Source organism: Streptosporangium oxazolinicum, from assembly GCF_039537505.1.
GTDB lineage: Bacteria > Actinomycetota > Actinomycetes > Streptosporangiales > Streptosporangiaceae > Streptosporangium > Streptosporangium oxazolinicum.
In genome coordinates this window covers 239,211-258,633 of record NZ_BAABAQ010000011.1, presented here as the reverse complement: position 1 = coordinate 258,633, position 19,423 = coordinate 239,211, and the positions used below count along the sequence as shown (strand labels likewise).

Annotated in this window: 18 protein-coding genes; 15 read left to right on the top strand and 3 right to left on the bottom strand. The window is 71.7% G+C overall.

The features are described from left to right. Positions 1–85: 85 nt before the first annotated feature. From ABD817_RS27420 to ABD817_RS27395, 6 genes are all read left to right on the top strand, one after another. A complete protein-coding gene (locus ABD817_RS27420) occupies positions 86–469 on the top strand; it encodes a hypothetical protein (protein ID WP_344921045.1) in 384 nt (127 codons plus the stop codon). A 169-nt stretch (positions 470–638) separates the two neighbouring features. Beyond that, complete coding sequence (locus ABD817_RS27415; protein WP_344921044.1) at positions 639–899, top strand: hypothetical protein; 261 nt, start codon at positions 639–641, stop codon at positions 897–899. A gap of 29 nt (positions 900–928) precedes the next feature. Further along, positions 929–1,864 (top strand): NAD-dependent epimerase/dehydratase family protein, encoded by a 936-nt coding sequence (locus ABD817_RS27410; RefSeq protein WP_344921043.1) that lies wholly within the window; start codon positions 929–931, stop codon positions 1,862–1,864. Positions 1,865–1,882: 18 nt separating this feature from the next. Continuing rightward, positions 1,883–2,146 carry a MoaD/ThiS family protein gene (locus ABD817_RS27405; protein WP_344921042.1) on the top strand — a complete coding sequence of 88 codons (264 nt, stop codon included), beginning with the start codon at positions 1,883–1,885 and terminating at the stop codon, positions 2,144–2,146. A 2-nt stretch (positions 2,147–2,148) separates the two neighbouring features. Beyond that, entirely contained in the window at positions 2,149–3,039 is an 891-nt protein-coding gene (locus ABD817_RS27400; RefSeq protein WP_344921041.1) for a formylglycine-generating enzyme family protein, read from the top strand. 41 nt (positions 3,040–3,080) lie between these two features. Continuing rightward, complete coding sequence (locus ABD817_RS27395) at positions 3,081–4,019, top strand: NAD-dependent epimerase/dehydratase family protein (protein WP_344921040.1); 939 nt, start codon at positions 3,081–3,083, stop codon at positions 4,017–4,019. A 10-nt stretch (positions 4,020–4,029) separates the two neighbouring features. Here the strand turns inward: ABD817_RS27395 and ABD817_RS27390 are convergent, their stop codons facing one another. The 3 genes from ABD817_RS27390 to ABD817_RS27380 all read right to left on the bottom strand — a co-directional run bounded on the left by ABD817_RS27390 (position 4,030) and on the right by ABD817_RS27380 (position 7,383). Beyond that, positions 4,030–4,740: a PIG-L deacetylase family protein gene (locus ABD817_RS27390; RefSeq protein WP_344921039.1), complete on the bottom strand. Its 711-nt coding sequence runs from the start codon at positions 4,738–4,740 to the stop codon at positions 4,030–4,032. Next, positions 4,737–5,417, bottom strand: a complete 681-nt coding sequence (locus tag ABD817_RS27385; RefSeq protein WP_344921038.1) for a ribonuclease FAU-1 family protein — start codon at positions 5,415–5,417, stop codon at positions 4,737–4,739. Before ABD817_RS27385 ends, ABD817_RS27390 begins: the two co-directional genes overlap by 4 nt. 376 nt (positions 5,418–5,793) lie before the next feature. Continuing rightward, entirely contained in the window at positions 5,794–7,383 is a 1,590-nt protein-coding gene (locus ABD817_RS27380; RefSeq protein ID WP_344921037.1) for a sensor histidine kinase, read from the bottom strand. Positions 7,384–7,544: 161 nt separating this feature from the next. Between ABD817_RS27380 and ABD817_RS27375 the strand changes: the two genes are divergently transcribed. The 9 genes from ABD817_RS27375 (at position 7,545) to ABD817_RS27335 (ending at position 19,273) form a co-directional block, all read left to right on the top strand. Then, positions 7,545–8,498, top strand: coding sequence for a pirin family protein (locus ABD817_RS27375; protein ID WP_344921036.1), 954 nt, complete (start codon positions 7,545–7,547; stop codon positions 8,496–8,498). Positions 8,499–8,736: 238 nt separating this feature from the next. Then, the gene (locus ABD817_RS27370; protein ID WP_344921035.1) at positions 8,737–10,413 is read left to right on the top strand and encodes an ABC transporter substrate-binding protein; all 1,677 of its coding nucleotides are present in this window, start codon (positions 8,737–8,739) and stop codon (positions 10,411–10,413) included. Between the two features lie 6 nt (positions 10,414–10,419). Further along, positions 10,420–11,376, top strand: a complete 957-nt coding sequence (locus ABD817_RS27365) for an ABC transporter permease (RefSeq protein ID WP_344921034.1) — start codon at positions 10,420–10,422, stop codon at positions 11,374–11,376. A gap of 190 nt (positions 11,377–11,566) precedes the next feature. Beyond that, positions 11,567–12,421, top strand: coding sequence for an ABC transporter permease (locus ABD817_RS27360; RefSeq protein WP_344921033.1), 855 nt, complete (start codon positions 11,567–11,569; stop codon positions 12,419–12,421). Further along, positions 12,418–14,787: a dipeptide ABC transporter ATP-binding protein gene (locus tag ABD817_RS27355; RefSeq protein ID WP_344921032.1), complete on the top strand. Its 2,370-nt coding sequence runs from the start codon at positions 12,418–12,420 to the stop codon at positions 14,785–14,787. The genes ABD817_RS27360 and ABD817_RS27355 overlap by 4 nt, the downstream gene beginning before the upstream one ends. A gap of 166 nt (positions 14,788–14,953) precedes the next feature. Continuing rightward, positions 14,954–15,838, top strand: a complete 885-nt coding sequence (locus tag ABD817_RS27350; protein ID WP_344921031.1) for an alpha/beta fold hydrolase — start codon at positions 14,954–14,956, stop codon at positions 15,836–15,838. Next, positions 15,835–16,857, top strand: a complete 1,023-nt coding sequence (locus ABD817_RS27345) for a 2-oxoglutarate and iron-dependent oxygenase domain-containing protein (RefSeq protein WP_344921030.1) — start codon at positions 15,835–15,837, stop codon at positions 16,855–16,857. The genes ABD817_RS27350 and ABD817_RS27345 overlap by 4 nt, the downstream gene beginning before the upstream one ends. A 3-nt stretch (positions 16,858–16,860) precedes the next feature. Further along, the gene (locus ABD817_RS27340) at positions 16,861–17,631 is read left to right on the top strand and encodes a DUF427 domain-containing protein (RefSeq protein ID WP_344921029.1); all 771 of its coding nucleotides are present in this window, start codon (positions 16,861–16,863) and stop codon (positions 17,629–17,631) included. A gap of 232 nt (positions 17,632–17,863) precedes the next feature. After that, on the top strand, positions 17,864–19,273 hold the full coding sequence (locus ABD817_RS27335) for a dihydrolipoyl dehydrogenase family protein (RefSeq protein ID WP_344921028.1): 1,410 nt from the start codon (positions 17,864–17,866) through the stop codon (positions 19,271–19,273). Positions 19,274–19,423: the final 150 nt, after the last annotated feature.

The following is a 19,423-nucleotide window of genomic DNA, read 5'->3' as shown; positions in this document are numbered from 1 at the left end:
GTCCTTTTTAGGTATTACGCCCTATCGTTGATGAAAGGAGCGAATGATGCCCACTAGACCCTGCTCCTCGTCCCCTCCACAGCCGATGACCGAACAGACGGTTTATCGCAAAGATCTTCCCCCGACAGGAACCCCCGGAGACAAACTCCTGAACGGAGCCCTGAGTAGTTTGTTGGTCGAAGTTACGTACGCTCTTCAGCGCCTGCGTCACGGTCTGCACTCCTACGGTCTTCATCCGGCCATCGGCTACACCGGAGGGGCGAAGCTGCACGTGGCCAACGACGTGACGGTGCGCGTCGGTGCGACCGGCGGCGTCTTGGCCTTCACCTGGACGATCAAGCCGGGCTTGAGCGTCGCCGCGCAGGACGCCGCCACGACCGTTCCGGTGAGCGATGTGGACGAGGCCGCCCGGCTGATCGCCGAGGCCCTCGGTCGTGCCTCCCTCCCGGAAGACGCCTGGAAGTCATGAGACCGGCGCGGCGGCAGGGAGTGCCGGAACTCCTGGTCACCGCGCCGCACCACCCGTGCGCCTGAGTCCCACGTCGAGGGAGGTCGCACAGCCCTGCGATATCTGCCATGACGCTGACCGCACCTGGAAGCTCCTGGCGCGGCACTGCCCGGACATCAAACCCCTGGTCTTGTTCGACACGCTTCGCCTAGCGCAGGCCGCCAGCCCCGAAGTGCTGCGCCACAGCATGAACGCGCTGCTGCGCTGGCACAAGCTGGCCGAGCAGACTGAGCAGCTCGCGGCCGGAGTGCAACCCCAGCGCGCTCTGTGGGACGCGGTCGGCGTCGGTCTGCTGCCGCCTGCGCTGATCACGACGTGGTCGGAGAGACGAGACGCACCGAGCACCAGCGAACTCGCCAACGTGTCCCCGCCGCTGACGATCTGCTCGTAAGTCTGAAATCCCAGAGAAAGAGGAGAACGATGTCACGTCACATCCTGGTGACCGGCGGAGCCGGATTCATCGGCTCCCACCTGTGCTTCGCCCTGCTCAACCGGGGCAACCGGGTCACCGCGCTGGACAACCTCTCGGCCGGGCGCCTGCCCGCCTTGGATGACCTGCTCAACGACAAGAACTTCACCCTGCTGGAGCAGGACATCGCCGAGCCGATCGACTGCGGCGAGGTGGACGCGGTCATGCACATGGCCATCCCGGTCGGGCCCGAGGTCGTGCTGCGCCGCCCGATCGACACGATGCTCGCCGGATCGACCGGCACGTTCAACGCGCTGGAGGTGGCCAGGAAGTACGGCGCGCGGTTCGTGCTCGCCTCCACCTCCGAAATCTACGGCGCCCCTCTCGTGCATCCACAGGGCGAGGACTACACCGGCAACGTCGATCCCACGGCGCCGCTGTCGTGCTACGACGAGGCCAAGCGGTTCTCCGAGGCCCTCACGTTCTCCTATCTGCGCGAGCACGGTCTCAACATCGGGGTGGTGCGGCCGTTCAATGTCTACGGGCCTGGCATGTCCCCCGACGACCGGCGGGTGGTCCCGGCGTTCATCCGGCAGGCGATGGCGGGCCAGACGCTGACGCTGCACGGCGACGGCTCCCAGACCCGGTCGCTGTGCTACGTCGAGGACTTCGTCACTGGCCTGATGGCCATGCTCGACAGCGACGAAACAGGCCCCATCAACCTCGGATCGGACGAGGAGGTCACCATCCGTACCCTGGCCGATCTGGTCGTCGAGGTGGTTGGCTCCGGCGCTGTCGAAACCGTTCCGGGCCGCCAGCAGGACTCCCACGTGCGCTGTCCGGACATCAGCCGCGCACGCAGGCTGCTCAGCTGGGCACCGACGGTGCCGTTGCGCGCGGGCATCGAGCGCACCGTGGCCCAGGTCCGTGCCCAGCAGGCCGCTTGACCCGCTATGGCCGTCATCGTGATCCCCGCAGCGTGGCGCACCGCCGCGGGGATCCCCCACGGGAAACTGGAGTGCGCCGCGGAAACGGTCGGTGACGCCGTTGAGTGGCTGGTCACGGCCCACCCCGAACTGGAGCCGCGGGTTCTGGCCGAGCCGGGCCGGCTGGTCAGCTGGGTCAGCCTCTACCTCGGTGCGGACGACATTCGCGACCTGGACGGCCTGAACACCACTGTGCCGCCCGAGAGCGAGATCGTCGTGCTGCCCGCGCTGGCCGGAGGCTGATCATGGGCGATGAGAACAGCGAGATGGTGTTCATCCCGGGCGGGCAGGTAGCGATCGGTGCGCCCGGCCGCCACCTGGACCAGGTCAGTAACGCTCAGCCCTACCCTCGGTCCTGGTTCGCCGACGAAACACCGCAACACCACCGCCGGGTGTCGCCGTTCCTCCTGGCTCGCCACCCGGTCACCAACGCCGCCTTCGCCGTCTTCGTCCAGGACAGCGGCTACCGGACGGCGGCCGAGCGGCGCGGCTTCGGCCTGGTGTACGGCGAGACCTTCTGGGAGGAGCGTCCCGGCGCCTGCTGGAGGCATCCCAACGGCCCCGGCAGTGATCTGTCAGGGCGCCTCCAGCACCCGGTGGTGCACATCTCCCGCGCCGACGCCGACGCCTACTGCGTCTGGGCAGGACGCCGCCTGCCCACCGAAGAGGAATGGGAGTACGCCGCGCACGGCCCGACCTGGCACCCGTGGCCCTGGGGAGAGGAGTTCGATCCTGAGCTCGTCAACTGCGCCGACCACTGGGCGGGCCGGCTGGTGGACGGCCTGACCGGCTGGCGCCGCTGGTGGGCCCGGCAGCGCGGCCGACGTGGCGACCTCCCGGCGACCACACCGGTCGGCGCGTTCTCCCCGTACGGCGACTCGGTGTTCGGCATCGCCGACATGGCGGGCAACGTCGGCGAATGGACCGCCACCACCTACCGGCTATACGCCGAACAGGTGGAGTGCGATCCGATCCTGCGACAGGCCCAGGGACGCTACGGCGTGCTGCGCGGCGGCGGCTGGATGAACCTGCGCTGGCAGACGCGCACCACCGAGCGCATCGCCTGCGATCCGGCCTACAGCACCTGGGCGTCAGGGTTCCGGTGCGCAGCGCCCCTCCCCTCCGGACTCTCTTAATCCCCCCGTCCACCACGATGAGCCCCCCTAGGCTGCCTACCATGCACGCACTCGTCACCGGCGGGGCCGGGTTCATCGGCTCCCACCTCACCGATGCCCTTCTGTCCCGGGGGACCGCCGTCACCGTGATCGACAACCTGTCGACCGGGCGCACCAGCCGGTTGCCCGTCGGCGTTGACCTGCGGAAGGTGGACATCACCGATACCGACGCGGTCACGGCCGTGGCCGAAGAGGTGCGGCCACAGGTCATTTTTCACCTGGCCGCCCAGATCGACGTGAGGGCCTCGGTCGAGGACCCGGCTCGGGACGCGGCCATCAACATCGGCGGCACCATCAACCTGCTCCAGGCGGCACTCGCGGTGGGGGCGAAGCTTGTCTTCGCCTCCACCGGCGGCGCCCTGTACGGCGTGCGGGCGCCCATCCCTTCAGACGAGAGGGTCCTGCCCGCTCCGGAGGCACCGTACGGCACCGCGAAGTACGGCGCCGAGCAGTACCTCGGCCTGTTCAACCGCCTGCACGGCACCGGGCACACCGCGCTGCGGCTGGGAAACGTCTACGGGCCCCGTCAGGACCCGAGCGGCGAAGCCGGGGTGGTGGCGATCTTCGCCGGGTGTGCCCACCGAGGGCAGCAGCCCACGATCTTCGGTGACGGCGCACAGACCCGCGACTATGTCTATGTCGGCGATGTCGTCGCCGCGTTCATCGCCGCGGCGGCCACCGAGCGCGGCGGGATCTGGAACATCGGCACCGGCCGGGAAACCAGTGTCCTGGAGCTGATCCAGCACGTCGGCCAGGCCGCAGGCCGGGCGGTGGATCCGGTCTTCGCCGCGGCCCGGCCCGGGGAGCTGCAGCGCAGCGCCCTGGACGCGGGCGCCGCCCGGCGGGATCTGGGCTGGACGGCCGCCACGCCCATCGAGGAGGGGATCGCCCGCGTATATACGTGGGTGCGAGACGGCCAGCCTGAGCAGGGCGGCCTGTAGGCCGCGTCGGCTACGCCATCAGCCGCATGCACTCGTACGCCTCGGCCGCCTCCGCGCCGCACTGCATGCCGCGCAGGGTGGCCAGGCCGCGTAGCGTCTCGTCCGAGCGCGTGTGCGGGTACTCCCGGCGCTGGCTGGCGTACAGGTCCATCGCGGTGATCTTCGCGTTCACGTGCCGGGGCTCCAGCGTCACGTAGAAGTTCGGCGGCGCGGTGGGCGTCATGCGCCACTGATCGGCGGCCTGCTCGTAGGCCAGCACCACCGGCGGGTGGTGTCGCCTGCGGCGGTCGCTGGGGCGCAGCGCGGTGATGGCGGCCTCGGCGACCGCCTGGTGGTCCTGGTTGTAGCTGGTCGGGTGCGGGAACGCGATCAGCGTGGGCTTCAGGGTGGTCAGCGAGATCGGTGTGGTGTCCTCGATCACCCGCGACAACTCCAGGCGCGGTACCTGGTCGAGGGTCAGTTGAGCCGCCTTCGGCAGGGCGACGTGCCAGGACGTGATGCCGAGGTGGGCGGCGACCTTCTCGATCTCCTCCCGGTTCTCCACCTCGGTGGAGAACCCCGCCGCCGCCTGCTGCACGTCCGCACCGATGGTGACATACATGACGTGCACCTCCCCGCCCGCCTCGCTGATCCGGGAGATGAGACCGCCGCAGCCGATGACCTCGTCGTCGGGGTGCGGGGCGATGATGAGCGCCCGTTGGTCGGCCCAGTTGATCGTCATATCGTGCTCACGACTCCTTCTGCCATCAACACCTCTGGAGACAGGACGGGGACCGGCCAGGAGGGGTTGGCGCGCCAGTTCGGCCAGTCGGCGCCGAACGCTCCGCGACGGTCTTGAATCATCGCCAGCACTTCGTCACGGGCTTCCCGCACCTCCTGGTGTTCGTCGTCGGTGACGATGCCCATCCGTCTGGCGTGGCGGTACTCGTCTTCGTCTTTCCAGGCCCACCGCGCCAGGTCCGGCGTTACGACCAGATCGAGGAACAGGTCGAAGGTGTCGATTCCGGTGGCGGTGCGCCGGTAGGGGCGTTGGAAGTTGACATACCAGCGGTTCAGCCGGTGATCGGGGGTGAAGAACAGGTTGACACTGAAGAAGGCGTGCTCACCGATGATGCTGAGCCAGACACTTTCGCGCCACGTCCAGTGGCCCAGTTCCCATTGCCGGGCGGCGAGATTTGTGATCGCCGCATCACGCGCTACGGCGTCTTCGTTCCGCAACCAGCTGATCCACGTGGTCGGGGCGAGACTTCGGATACCGGGCCAGTAGGCCAGGGCGAGCTCATGGCCGGTGTCGTGGACGACTCGGTGCGGAGAAGCCGTCCACACCCGACCGTCGAAGATGTCGCGCCGGATCACTGTGCCCCCTTCGGGGAACCGTGCTGCCACGGGAAGCGTCATGAGCGCATGGTGCCATGCCACAGGCGCTACCGGACCTGAAGAACGCGCCCCTTTGGGGCTTAGTAAACTCTTTGACCTGCGGTGATGTCATGAATGAGGCTCAGGAATCAGCGAATGACCCACTGGCGGCCAACGGTGGCCGGTCGTTACCTGCCGTGATCACAGCGCAGGAACGCGGATCCCGGCCGATGTCGGCCAGAGCCACGCTGATCCGCGCATCAACCCCGAGTATCTCGGCCACTCCGACCCGGCGTTCATTCTCCGTGTCTACGTCCACACGCAGACAACCCCATGAGCGGGCACGCGAGGCAATCGACGGGCGCATGCATCGACCTCAGCTCGCAGCCGGGCAGAACCAGGGCAAAACTGAACTCCATCAAAAATCATCGGGCGATTCGACCGTCGTCCGATAATCTTCACTTTGGATCATCTCGGCGGGCAGCGTGATGACGAAGCGGGCGCCCCCGGTGTGCTCGGTGTCCAGCCGGATCGTGCCGCCGTGCTGCTCCACGATCTTCCGGCAGAGCGCCAGGCCGATCCCGGTGCCCTCGTAGGCGTCGCGCTGGTGCAGCCGCTGGAAAATAATGAAGATCTTGTCCGCGAAGTTGGGCGAGATGCCGATGCCGTTGTCGGTCACGGTCATCCGCACCCCCTCGTCGAGCCGCTCGGACTCGATCGTGACCCGGGGCGCGCGGCCGGGGTCACGGAACTTCAGGGAGTTGCCGATCAGGTTCTGCCAGAGCATCACGAACTGGGTCCGGTCCCCGACGACGACGGGCAGGTCACCGACCTCGATCTCGGCCCCGGAGTCCTCCACCGCCGCCGAAAGGTTGGCCAGGGCCCTGCCGACCACGTCGTTCAGGTCCATCTCGACGGGTTCCCTGGCGACGCGGCCCACCCGGGAGAAGGTGAGCAGCTCGTTGATGAGGACCTGCATGCGCTTGGCGCCGTCCACGGCGAAGTCGATGTAGGTGTTGGCCCTGTCGTCGAGCTGGGAGGCGTACCGCTGCTGGAGCATCTGGCAGAAGGAGGCGATCTTCCGCAGCGGCTCCTGCAGGTCGTGCGAGGCCACGTAGGCGAACTGCTCCAGCTCCGCGTTGGAGCGCTTCAGCTCCTCGGCCTGGGCGGCGATCCGCAGCCGGGCGCCGCGGGCCTCCTCCAGCTCGGTGACGATGCGCCCGCGCATCGCCTCCATGTCGTCGGCCAGCTCCGCGAGGTCGGCGGGGCCGCCGGTGTCGACGTGGTACGCGAAGTCTCCCCGGGTGACCCGGCGGGAGGCCTCCCGGAGACGGGTCAGGGGGCCGAACACCGCGATCCTCAGCAGTACCGCCACCGTGACGATGGTGATCAGGAAGGCGGCCAGGATCCCGAAGAAGGTGGCGTCCCTGATGGTGCGGGCGACCTCCAGGTCGGCACGGGCCAGCTCCCTCGCGCGGTTCCAGGCGACGTTCTGGACGTCGAGCGCCTTCCTGACGGCGTCGAAGGAGCGCTTGCTCTCCTCGGCCTGCCCGGCGCTCACGCTCTCCGGGCCCTTCTCCCTGACGCTGGCGATCATCGGCTCCGCGTAGCGGGTCCGCCAGTCGGCGGCCCGCCGCTCCACCTCCCGGAGTGCCAGCAGCGGCTCCGGGCCCGGCACCAGCCGCTCGATCTGTGACGACACGGCGAGCTCGTCGCGCCGCCCCTCCACGTACGGCTGCAGGAACTCCTCCTTGTCGGTGATGACGAAGCCCCGCACCCCGGTCTCCTGGTTCAGCAGGGTCGCCTGCAGGCGCGCCGCCTGGATCCTGCCCACCGAGATGTGGTCGATCAGCCTGTTGGAGGCGGACGCCGCGTTCTGCAGGACCGTGGCGCCGACGATCGCCGACACCCCGAGCAGGAGGGTCATGGCGAGCAACACGACGTTGAACCACGTCTGCGCGCTCCAGCGGCTCTTCCGAGATCCGCGGGAAGGTGTCTCGGTGGTCATCGGCCTCTCACTTCACACGGTGTCGTCCCGCGCGGTCGGCGGGTGCCCGGCGGGGTGGACGAAAGATACCGGAAGGAGCCGCCGGCCACGCACGTGATCCCCGTCCGGGGGAGCGGCGCCCCGGTGCCCGGGAAGTCCAAAGCGCGCCGTACAGTCGCGTGATGAGCAACCTGGAGACGGATCCGCGGGAGTCGGCGTGCGGCGGCCTCGCGGACGTGGCCGCCGAACCGGTGAACGAGCTGCTGACCGGCCGGGACGTGGTGCTGGGCGGTCCCCGGGCGATGAGGGTCACCAGGACCCTGCCGAACCGGGACGTCAGGATGGTCGGCGCGTGGTGCTTCGTCGACCACTACGGCCCCGAGCGGGCGACGATGCACGTCCCCCCGCACCCGCACACCGGCCTGCAGACCGTGAGCTGGCTCGTGGAGGGCGAGGTCCTGCACCGCGACAGCGTCGGCAGCGAGCAGCTGATCAGGCCGGGTCAGCTCAACCTGATGACCGCCGGGCGGGCCATCTCCCACGCGGAGGAGTCACCGGCCGAGGCCGTGCTGCACGGGGTCCAGCTGTGGGTGGCGCTCCCCTCCGCCGCCCGGGAGAGCGCCCCGGCCTTCGAGCACCACCCGGCGCTGCCCACGCTGACCTCTCCGGGGGTGACGGTGACCGTCATCATGGGCGAGCTGGGCGGTGTCACCTCCCCGGCGACGGTCCACACCCCGCTGGTCGGGGCCGAGGTGACGCTGGAGGCGGGCGCCGGGACCTCGGTCCCGCTCCGTCCCGGCTTCGAGTACGCCGCGCTGGCCCTGTCCGGCACCGTACGGGTCGGCGGTACGGACCTCTCCCCCGGCCCGCTGCTCTACCTGGGCGGCGGACGCTCGGAGCTGACCCTGGAGGCCGAGGGGGCCGGACGACTGCTGCTCCTGGGCGGCGAACCGTTCGAGGAACGGATCGTCATGTGGTGGAACTTCGTCGGCCGCGACCACGAGGAGATCGTCCGGTTCCGGCGGGAGTGGATGGAAGGGGACGGGTTCGGCACGGTGCCCGGCGCGGGAGCCGCCCCGCTGCCCGCGCCCGAGTTGCCCCTCACCCCCCTCAAGGCACGCGGGCGCCGCCGCTAGCGGCCGGCGGTCCCGCACCTCAGGGCGCCCTCTCTGTCACGGGGAGGGCGCCCTGAGGCGTTTCTGTCCGGTAAAGGACGTGAACGGAGTGAAAGGTCACGCCATCCGGTCCCGATCGGCCGCGTGCTCTTGACAGCCCATTATTCCTACCTGAATAGTGTGGATATATTCGAGCCGCCGCAGGACATCGCCGAGCTGCGCGGATCCTCACCAGCCGCGACCGCGAGGAGACCCTCCGATGCAGGAATCCCCCCACAGTGACCTTCCGAATACCTCCGGGGGGCCCGGCAGTCCCGGCAGTGAGGTGCTGTCCCGCCTCCCCGGCCTGTCACGACGCCTCTTCCTCGGCGCGGCCGGGGGCGCCGCGCTGACCGGGCTGCTCGCCGCCTGCGCGGGCGGCGCGGGCGACCCGGCGGGGGCGAGCGGCTCCCGGACGGTTCCCGCCTCCGCGCCGGGCACGCCGAAGACCGGCGGCGTCCTGCGCGCCGGTTCTCCCCCGCCGCCGACCGCGGTCGACCCCGTCACCATGTACGACGGCTCCGCGATCGCGATCGTCCAGCTGGTGGCCGACTATCTGGTCTGGCTGGACAGGGACTTCAAGCTGGTGCCCCGCCTGGCCGAGAAGTGGGAGTCCGAGGAGGGCGGCAAGCGCTGGGTCTTCTCCCTTCGCGAGGGCGTCACCTTCTCCGACGGCACGCCGCTGGACGCGAAGACGGTCAAGGCCACCTTCGACCGGCTGCTCGATCCGAAGAGCAAGTCCGCCGCCGCGGCGGCCTTCGACTCGGTCCTGGCCGAGGGCGGCATCGGCGTCCGGGGGGACTCGACGGTCGTCTTCACCCTGGAACGGCCCTTCTCCGACTTCCCGTACCTGGTCTCGGCAGGAAACTACAACGCGGTGATCCTCAAGAGGGACTACGCGGGCGACTTCACCGGCAAGCCCGTCGGCACCGGCCCGTTCCTGCTGGAGTCGTACGACGCCTCCAGCGGGGCGGTGTTCACCCGCAACCCGAAGTACTGGGAGCCCGGAAAGCCGTACCTGGACGGCGTGCGGATCACCTTCTACGCCGACGACCAGGCGGACCTGCTCGCACTGCAGAGCGGCGAGATCGACGCCCAGATCCTCAGCCGCCCCGCGCTGGCCGGGCCGCTCGACGGGGTCGGCGGCATCACCGTCGACCAGGTTCAGGGCACCGGCCTGACCGCCTTCACCCTGCGCGTGGACCAGCCGCCCTTCGACAAAAAGGAGGTGCGTCAGGCGGTCGCGTACGCCCTGGACCGGCCGGGGGTGAACGCGGGCGTCTACGACGGCATCGGCGCGCTGGGCAACGACCACCTGTTCGCCGCGCTGTTCCCGGCCGCGCCGCCGGACGTGCCGCAGCGGGCCAAGGACCCGGCGAAGGTCGCGTCGCTGCTCGCCGCGGCCGGGGTGGACAGGCTCTCCTTCGCGCTGACGTACGACCCGCCGAGCAAGGACTACGCCCTCACCGTGCAGGACCAGCTCAAGCAGGTCGGCATCGAGGTGGAGCTCGACCAGCGCACCTCCGGCGACTTCTACGGCGGCGACCAGGAGAAGGACACCCCCTGGCTGTTCACCCCGGCCAACCTGGTGGGCTGGGCCGGGCGCGCGGTGCCCAGCCAGTTCATCATCCCGATGGTCAAGAGCGGCGGCGTGTGGAACGGCTCGAAGTACGCCAACCCCGCGCTGGACGCCGCCACCGACGCCTACGACTCGGCGACGACCGACGAGGAGCGCGGGGCCCAGGCGGCGATCATCGCCAAGGCGCTGCACGAGGACGTCCCGGTGATCATCGCGGTCTGGAGCGGCACCGTCCGGGCCTACGACGCCAAGCGCTTCACCGGCGTGTCGGCCCATCCATCGAGCTATGTCGACTTCAGCTCGGTCTCGCGGCTGTAGGGCGGCATGAGGCGATTCCTGCTCCGGCGGCTGGCGGCGATCCCGCTCACCCTGCTCGCCGTGTCCCTGCTCGTCTTCGTCGCCACCGAGCTGGTCCCCGGCGACGTGGCCCGCACGATCCTGGGCCGCGAGGCGGGCGAGGAGGCCGTGGCGCGGCTCCGCGAGCAGCTGGGGCTCGACCGGCCGCTCGCCGACCGCTACGCCGACTGGCTGTCGGGGTTCTTCACCGGCGGGTGGGGCGACTCCCACACCCTCGGGGTGCCGGTCCGCGATCTCGTGCTCGGACGTCTCGCCGACTCGCTGATCCTGGGCGGGCTGGCGTTCGCCCTGCTGGTCCCGGTCGCCGTGACGCTCGGGCTGGTCGCGGGGGTCCACCACGACCGCGCCGCCGACCGGGTCATCAGCGTCACCGGGCTGGCCCTGGGCGCCATCCCCGAGTTCGTGACGGGGGTGGTGCTGCTGGTCGTCTTCGCGGTGCGGCTGCGCTGGTTCCCCGCCTCGGCCCAGGCGCCGGACGGCGCGACGATCGCGACCCGGCTCGGCCACCTGGCGCTGCCGGTGATCTCCCTCGTCCTGCTGTGCACCGGCTACGTCGCACGCCACGTGCGCGCCGGCACCGTGGCGGCCGTGGAGAGCCCGTACGTCAGGGCCGCGGAGCTGCGCGGTCTCGGCCGGGCCCGGGTGGTGCGGCGGCACGTGCTGCGCAACTCCACGGTGCCGGCCACCAGCGCGCTGGGCGTGCAGCTGCAGTTCCTGCTCGGCGGGCTGGTCGCCGTCGAGCTGCTGTTCAACTACCCCGGCATCGGTGCCCTGCTGCTGCGGTCGGCGATCGACAAGGACCTGCCGACCCTCCAGGCCACCGCGATGGTGCTCGGCATCCTCTACATGCTGATCATCCTGGTGGCCGACCTGGCGTACCGCCTGCTCGACCCACGGATCCGGCTCGGCGGGGCCGCCGCGTGAACGGGCGTGCGAGGCGCCCGGCCGGTGAGTACCTGGCCGACGGACACCGGGCCGATGGGCGCCGGGCGAGCGCACACCGGGCTGGGAGGCGCCTTGCCTATGGGCGCCGGGCCGATGAGCGTCCGAGCGGTGAACGCCGGGCCGGAAGGCGCGGGGAGACATCGGGCGCCGGGCGCGGGAGGGAGGCCACATGAGCGCCGTCACAGCGGGCGTCGGCGCGGGTGGGGTACGGCGGGCGGCCGGGCGCGGCTTCCAGGTGGCCCTCGTCGCGGGCGGCGCGCTCGTGCTGGCCTGGGCGGTCGTCGCCGCGTTCTGGCCGCAGCTGGTGCCCTACGACCCGCAGCAGCACGACCCCCTGAGCCGCTTCCTGCCCCCGGGTCCCGAGCACTGGCTGGGCACCGACCAGTTCGGCCGCGACACCTTCTCCAGGATGCTCGCGGGAGCCCGCCCGGTGCTGCAGGTGGCGCCGCTCGCGACCGCGCTCGCCGTCGTGGCGGGCACCGCGGTCGGCCTGGTGGCGGGGACGTTCGGCGGCCTCGTCGACGAGATCGTCATGCGGCTGCTCGACGCGGTCGTGGTCTTCCCCGCGATCATCGCCGCGGTGCTGTTCGTGGCGCTGGCGGGCCGTTCGGTCACCGTCATGGTGCTGGTCGTCGCGGGGTCGTTCGTGCCCATCGTGGCCCGCAGCGTCCGCGCGGCGACGCTGGTCGAGCGGGAGAAGGCGTACGTCGAGGCGGCCAGGCTGCGCGGGGAACGCCCCTGGTCGCTGATGCGGCGGGAGATCTTCCCCAACGTCGGCACGACCGTGCTGGTGGAGGCGACCTCCCGGTTCGGCGACGCGATCTTCGCCGCCGCGACGCTGTCGTTCCTGGGGCTCGGCCAGCCGCCGGGCTCCCCCGACTGGGGCGCGTCGGTCTCGGACAACCGTGTCTGGCTCCAGCTCGCGCCCTGGACCGTACTCGCCCCCGCGCTGGCCATCGCCTCGCTGGTGGTGGGGATCGCGCTCGTCGCCGACGCGCTGCGCGGCAGATGGGAGGCATCGTGACCGGGAGAGGGCACATCGGGGCGGCGGGCACCGGCGGATCTCGGCTTCCGGCCCCGCGGGAGCCCGCGACCGGAGGCGTCGACCTCGCGCGACCGCACGGCCCTGAGCCCAGGTCCGGTCGGGGGCTGCGGGTGGCGGGGCTGTCGGTCTCCTACCGCACGGGGCGCGGCGAGACCCCGGCGGTGACGGACGTCTCCTTCGACGTCGCCCCGGGCGAGACGTACGGGATCGTGGGCGAGTCGGGGTGCGGCAAGACCACGCTGAGCCGTGCGCTGGGCCGCCACCTGCCACCGGGCGGTTCGATCACCGGTGGCGGGGTGACCGTGGACGGCGTCGAGGTGCTGGACCTCTCCCCCGCGGACCTGCGGCGCTGGCGGACCACCTCGCTCGCCGTCGTGCACCAGGAGGCGGGCAGTTCGCTCGACCCGACGATGCGGATCGGCGCGCAACTCGCGGAGGTCCTCGCGCTGCAGGGACGCGGCCGGGCGGAGGCCCGGCGGGAGGCGGTCTCGCTGCTGACCAGGGTGCGGCTGCCGGACCCGGCCGCGATCGCGCGGCGCTACCCCCACCAGCTCTCCGGCGGCCAGCAGCAGCGCGTCGTGATCGCCGCCGCGCTCGCCACCCGCCCCCGGCTGCTCGTCCTCGACGAGCCGACGACCGGCCTGGACGCGACGGTACAGCACGAGATCCTCGACCTCCTCTGGACGCTGCGCGCGGAGACGGACGCGGCCGTGGTGCTGATCAGCCACGACCTGGCGCTGGTCGGCCGCCTGTGCGAACGCGTCGGCGTCCTGTACGCGGGGCGCATGGTCGAGGAGGGCCCCGCGGCGGAGGTGATGGCGAGCGCGCGGCACCCCTACACCTCGGCGCTGCTGGCGAGCGTCCCCCGGCTGGGCGTCTCCCGCCACGCGCGGGAGCTCGCGGCCATCCCCGGCCGGCCCCCGGTCCCCGGTGAGGAGATCCGAGGGTGCGCGTTCGCGCCCCGCTGCGCCCTCGCCGACGACCTCTGCCGGGCGAGAACGCCCGTGCTGGAGACCGCCCCCGGCGGGCGGCGGGCCCGCTGCCACCACACCGGCCTGCTGCTCGCGGCGGCGCCCGACGTGCCTGACGCGCCTGACGCTCCTGACGCGATCACCGGCCCGGCCGGGGGGACGGGTGCCCCGCGCGGGGTGCCGCTGCTGGAGGTCCGCGGCCTGACCAGGAAGTACGGCCGGGCCACCGTCGTCGACGGGGTGGACCTGACCATCGGCCACGCCGAGGTCCTCGGCCTGGTCGGCGAGTCGGGCAGCGGCAAGACGACGGTGGCCCGCGCCGTCGCCGGGCTCGGCCCCCGGGGAACGGGGACGATCGCGCTGCACGGGCGGGAGCTGGCCGCGACCGTGGGACGGCGTGACGCGCGCGACCGCCGCCGCGTCCAGATGGTCTTCCAGAACCCCGAGACGTCGCTGAACCCCAGCCACACGATCCGCGCGATCCTGACCAGGGCGGTCCGCGGGCTGGGCGGCTCCCTCACCGTCGCCGAACTGTCCGCGCGGGCCAACCTGGACGACCACCTGCTGGACGCCCGTCCCGACCGGCTCTCCGGGGGCCAGAAGCAGCGGGCCGCGATCGCCCGCGCCTTCGCCGGAGATCCCGAGCTGGTGGTGTGCGACGAACCGGTCTCGGCGCTCGACGTGAGCGTGCAGGCGGGCGTGCTGCGACTCCTGTCGGAGCAGCAGCGGCTCACCGGGACGTCGTACCTGTTCATCTCGCACGACCTCGCGGTCGTCGGCTACCTCGCCGATCGGATCGCGGTCATGTACCGCGGCCGGATCGTCGAGGAGGGGCCCGCCGGGCGGGTACTCTCCGGCCCCCACCATCCGTACACCGCCTCGCTGGTCGCCGCGTCGCGGGCCCGGCTGGACGGCCCGGAGAGCGCCCGCCCGGCGGGAACCACGCGGACCGGCGAGAGCGGGCGGACCGGCGAGAGCGGGCAGATCGACAGGAACGGGCGCATCGACAAGACCAGGCAGGCCGACGGAACCGGGCGGACCGGCGAGACCGCGCGAACCGGCGAGAGCGGGTGGATCGGCGCGACCGGGCGAGCGGGCCGGATCGGGCGGATCGACCGGAGCGGCGAGACCGGGTGCGGGTTCGCGGCCCGTTGCCCGCTGCGGATCGAGGGGCTCTGCGACGCGGTGGACCCGCCGGTGCTGGACACCGGCGACGGCCACGCCGTCCGCTGCCATCTCGACGCGGGCGACCTTCCGCGAGCCGCCGTCCCGGTGGCGGCTCCCGTCGCCCGGGACATACCGGACACCAGAGACACCCAAAAAGCCCAGAAAGCCCGAAATGCCCGAGATATTCAAAACGCCCCGGACACCTAAGACGTCCAGGACACCCGAGACACCCTCAGGACGCCCGAAACACCCTAGACAACCAAGACGCCAAGACGTCCGGGACGCCCAAGACATCCGAAACACCCGAGACAAGGAGAACGGATCACTCCAGAACACGCCCCCCCTTTTCCCGTCAGCCCTCATGGAGGCACCGATGTCATCGAAACTCGCGGTACCCGAACAGGAATTCGCCCTGCTGCCCGAGCTCGCCGAGAGTCTCGGCCTGCCCGGCCCCGATCCGCACCGCGTCCAGCGCCGCTGGGTCACCGTGGTCAGCGGCGGCCACGTCAGCGGCGTCACCTGGGACACCGGCCCGGCCGAGATCGTCCTGCTGCACGACGCGCGCCGCAGCGCCCGCTCCTGGGACCGGGTGCTGCTGGCACTCGGCCGACCGGCCCTGGCGCTGGACCTGCCCGGCCACGGCCGGTCGGGCTGGCGTGGGAACGGCGTCTACTCCCCCCGTAGGCTCGCCCCCGCGGTGAGCGAGGCCATCCGGTCCTTCGCCCCCACCTCGAAGGTCGTGGCCGGGGTCGGTCTCGGCGCGCTGACCGCGATCGCGCTCACCGCCCGCTCCCCCGACCTGGTACGGGCCCTGGTACTGGTGGACACCCTTCCCGGCGCCTCGGGGGAGCCGGGCACCGCGCCCGGCCGCCACGCCTCCCGGGAGGAGGCGCTCGACCGGCTCAGGGAGGCCAGGCCGGACGCCGCCGAGGAGGACCTGGTCGCCGACGTCCGCTACGAGCTCGTCGAGGAGTCCGACGGGACCTGGACCTGGCGCCACCACCTGGGGAACCTGCCCGCCGAGGCGGCGGCGCACCTCGGCGACGAGACCCTCTGGGAGCAGCTGGAGGTCCTCACCGGGTACGAGGTGCCCGTCCTGCTCGTCCGTCCCGCCACCGGTGGCCGCCTGAGCGAGGCGGCCGTGGGTGAGCTCACGCGCCGGGTGCCGTCGGCCCGGCTCGTCACGGTGGAGGACCCGGCCGAGCTGGCCGGGGTGCTGCGCGAAACGCTCGACACGATCCAAGGGAGAATCGCATGACCGCCCAGATCCCCGTCATCGACCTCGAACTGGCCCTGAGCGACGACGCCCCCGAGGAGCTGATCGCCTCGGTACGCGCGGCGGCCGAGCAGGTGGGCATCATCCAGGTCGTCAACCACGGCGTCTCCGCCGAGCTGATCGACGACTTCCACGACCGGATCGGCCGTGTCCTCGCCCTGCCCAGGCAGGAGAAGGCGAAGCTGGCCAGCCCGACCGGGCACCCCTACCGGGGCTGGCGGCAGTGGCCCGACGACTTCGGGCGGCTGGAGCTGGAGCGCTTCAACATCGGCCAGTTCGACACCGTCGAGGAGGCGAGGGCCGCGGGGCTGTCGGAGGAGTACGCGCAGCTGTACGCCCACCCCAACGTCTGGCCGCCGCAGGAGCCGGGCCTCGCCGGGGTGGCCAGGCTCTACCACGACGCCTCGGTCCGCGTGGCCGAGCGGGTGCTCGACCTCTACAGCCGGGTACTCGGCGTGCCCCTGTCGACGTTCCCGATCTCCGGGCGCCCGTACTACACGAGCTTCGTCGTCAACGACTACCCGACCTGGACGCACGAGGGCACCGAGGCGGACGACGACAAGCTGCTCCTGCTGGAGCACGCCGACGGTTCGGCGCTGACCGTGCTGCACCAGCGTGGCGACTACGCGGGGCTGCAGGGGCAGGCGCCCGACGGGAGCTGGATCCCGGTGCCGATCGTGCCCGGAGCCCTCCAGGTCTTCTCCGGCCACATCCTCACCAAGTGGACGAACGGTCGGCTCCGCCCCGGACGGCACCGCGTCGTGGCGGGCGGCACGGTCACCCGGCGCTCCACGGGCGTCTTCTGGCACCCCAGCCTCGACACGGTGATCGAACCGCTGGAGCCGTTCGTCGGCCCCGAGGGCAGCGACTTCGAGCCGGAGCTGCTGTGGGACCAGGCCGGTGGACAGGTCGAGGAGTACCTGCGGGTCTTCGGGCGGCCCGACCAGATCGCGGCCTGGCGTGAGCGCAGGCCGTACGTCGCCGAACTCGCGGAGGCGTAGGCCGTGCCCGCGTCAGGAACGTTCAACTGGGAGCCCAGCGAGCGCTGGGTCCGCGGGACCAGGGGCGACGTCACCGTCGTCGACAGCCGTAACCCGGTGCTGGTCTGGGAGTCCTCGCACCCGGTGCCCCGCTACGCGTTCCCCGGGAGCGAGGTCCGCTCCGACCTGCTGCGCCCGGCCGCCGACCCGGCGACCGGCGTCCACGAGGGGGCCACGGTCCTCTACGACCTGGTGATCGACGGCAAGACCGTCGCGAACGCCGCGTGGCGCTATCCGGCCCTGCCCGATCACATCGCGTTCGAGTGGTTCCAGCACGACGGCGAGGTCCTCGAACACTGGTACGAAGAGGAGGAGGAGATCTTCGTCCATCCCCGTGACCCGTACAAGCGGGTCGATCCGGTGCCCAGCTCGCGGCACGTCAGGGTCGAGATCGACGGCAGGGTCGTCGCGGAGACCCGGCGCCCGGTGCTGCTGTTCGAGACGGGCCTGCCCACCCGCTACTACATCCCCCCGGAGGACGTGAACCTCACGTTGTTCGAGCCGACGACGAGCAGCACCCGCTGCCCGTACAAGGGGGTCGCCTCCTACTGGTCCGTCCGCGAGGGCGGGTCGGTCCCGGCCGACGTGGCGTGGGCCTACCCCGACCCGATCCCGGCCGCCGAGAGGATCCGGGATCACGTCGCCTTCTACAACGAGGTCGTCGACATCGTCGTGGACGGCGTGAGGCTCGAAAGGCCGGTGACGCTCTTCAGCGAGCGCCTGTCGGAGGCGTGAGGCGTGCGGCGGGACGGGGGACGTGCGGGCGCGCGCGTTCCCTCCCCCACCCGGGACCGGGCCCGAACCGGCACCCGGTCCGGCCCCCGACCGCACCTCCCGGCCCCGCCCGCGCTTCCCACGCGCTGGCGGGGCGCGGCTCCGGTTCCGTCCGGAGGATGCGAAGCTGGTACGACCGGCGTCGCCGGGGGCGGCGCGTGGCCGATGGCCGGTTCTCTGTGGGAGGTAAGTCGTGTCGGACGAGTTCGACGTGGTGGTTGTGGGCGCGGGCCCCGCGGGCGAGAACGTCGCCGACCGCGCGGTCAGGGGCGGGCTGACCGCCGCGATCGTCGAGAGCAACCTGGCGGGCGGCGAGTGCGCCTACTGGGCCTGCGTCCCCAGCAAGGCGCTGCTACGCCCGGTGGAGCTGGCCGCCGAGGTCTCCCGGGTGCCCGGCCTGACGGTGGGTCCGATCGACACCGCCGCCGTGCTCGCCCGGCGCGACGAGACGGTGTCCCACTTCGACGACGGCGGCCAGGTCGAGTGGATCGGCAGCGTGCCCGCGGAGTTCGTCCGGGGGCACGGAAGGCTGGACGGTCCCAAACGGGTCGTGGTGACCGCGAAGGACGGTTCGGTCCGCACGCTGACCGCCCGGCGGGCGGTCGTGCTGGCCACCGGCAGCGACGCGGCCGTCCCGCCGATCCCCGGCCTGGCGGAGGCGTCGCCGTGGACGAGCCACGAGGTGACGGCGGCGAAGAGCGTGCCCGCGCGGCTGGCCGTGCTGGGTGGCGGCGTGGTGGCCTGCGAGATGGCCCAGGCCATGCACGGCCTCGGCGCCCGGGAGACGACCGTGCTGGCGCGCGGCGGACTGCTCGGCAGGATGGAGCCGTTCGCCGCGGAGCTGGTGGCCGAGTCGTTCGCCGAGGCGGGCATCACGGTGCGCACGGGCGTACAGGTGACACGGGTCGAGCGGCCCGCGCCCGGGGGTCCGGTGACGGTCCACCTGTCCGAGGGCCCACCTGTCGAGGCCGACGAGCTGCTGGTGGCCACCGGCAGGCGTCCCGCGACCGGCGACCTCGGTCTGGAGACCGTCGGCCTGGAGGCCGGGCGCACGGTGGAGGTCGACGACAGCATGCGCGCGACCGGCGTCTCCGGCGACTGGCTGTACGCGGTGGGCGACACCAACGGCCGCGCCCTGCTCACCCACATGGGCAAGTACCAGGCGCGGGTGTGCGGCGACGTCATCGCGGCACGGGCCAAGGGCGAGGCCGACGACCTGCCGGGCCTGCGCGACGTGGCGGACGCGTACGGCGCGCCGCAGGTGGTCTTCACCGACCCGCAGGTGTGCTCGGTCGGCCGGACCGAGGCGCAGGCGCGCGCCGACGGGTTCGACGTCCGCGTGGTCGAGTACGACCTGGGCAGGGTGACGGGAGCCTATCTGCAGGGCGATGGCTGGCGGGGCAGGGCCAAGGCCGTCGTGGACGAGCGGCGCCGCGTGCTGCTGGGGGTGACCTTCGCCGGTCCCGCGGTGGGCGAGATGCTGCACTCGGCGACGATCGCGGTCGTCGCCGAGGTGCCCCTCGACCGGCTCTGGCACGCCGTGCCGTCCTTCCCCACGGTCAGCGAGATCTGGCTGCGGCTGCTGGAGGCGTACGGGCTCTGACACGGCGTCCGGGCCGGAGGGGCGACGCGTCCCCGCGGCCCGGACCGCGCGACGATCACGGGGCGGATGGACACCGGATATCCAGGGACGTCCATGGATATCCGGTGACGTCCACAGGCGTCCATGGATGCCCATGGGCGTCTGTGAGCG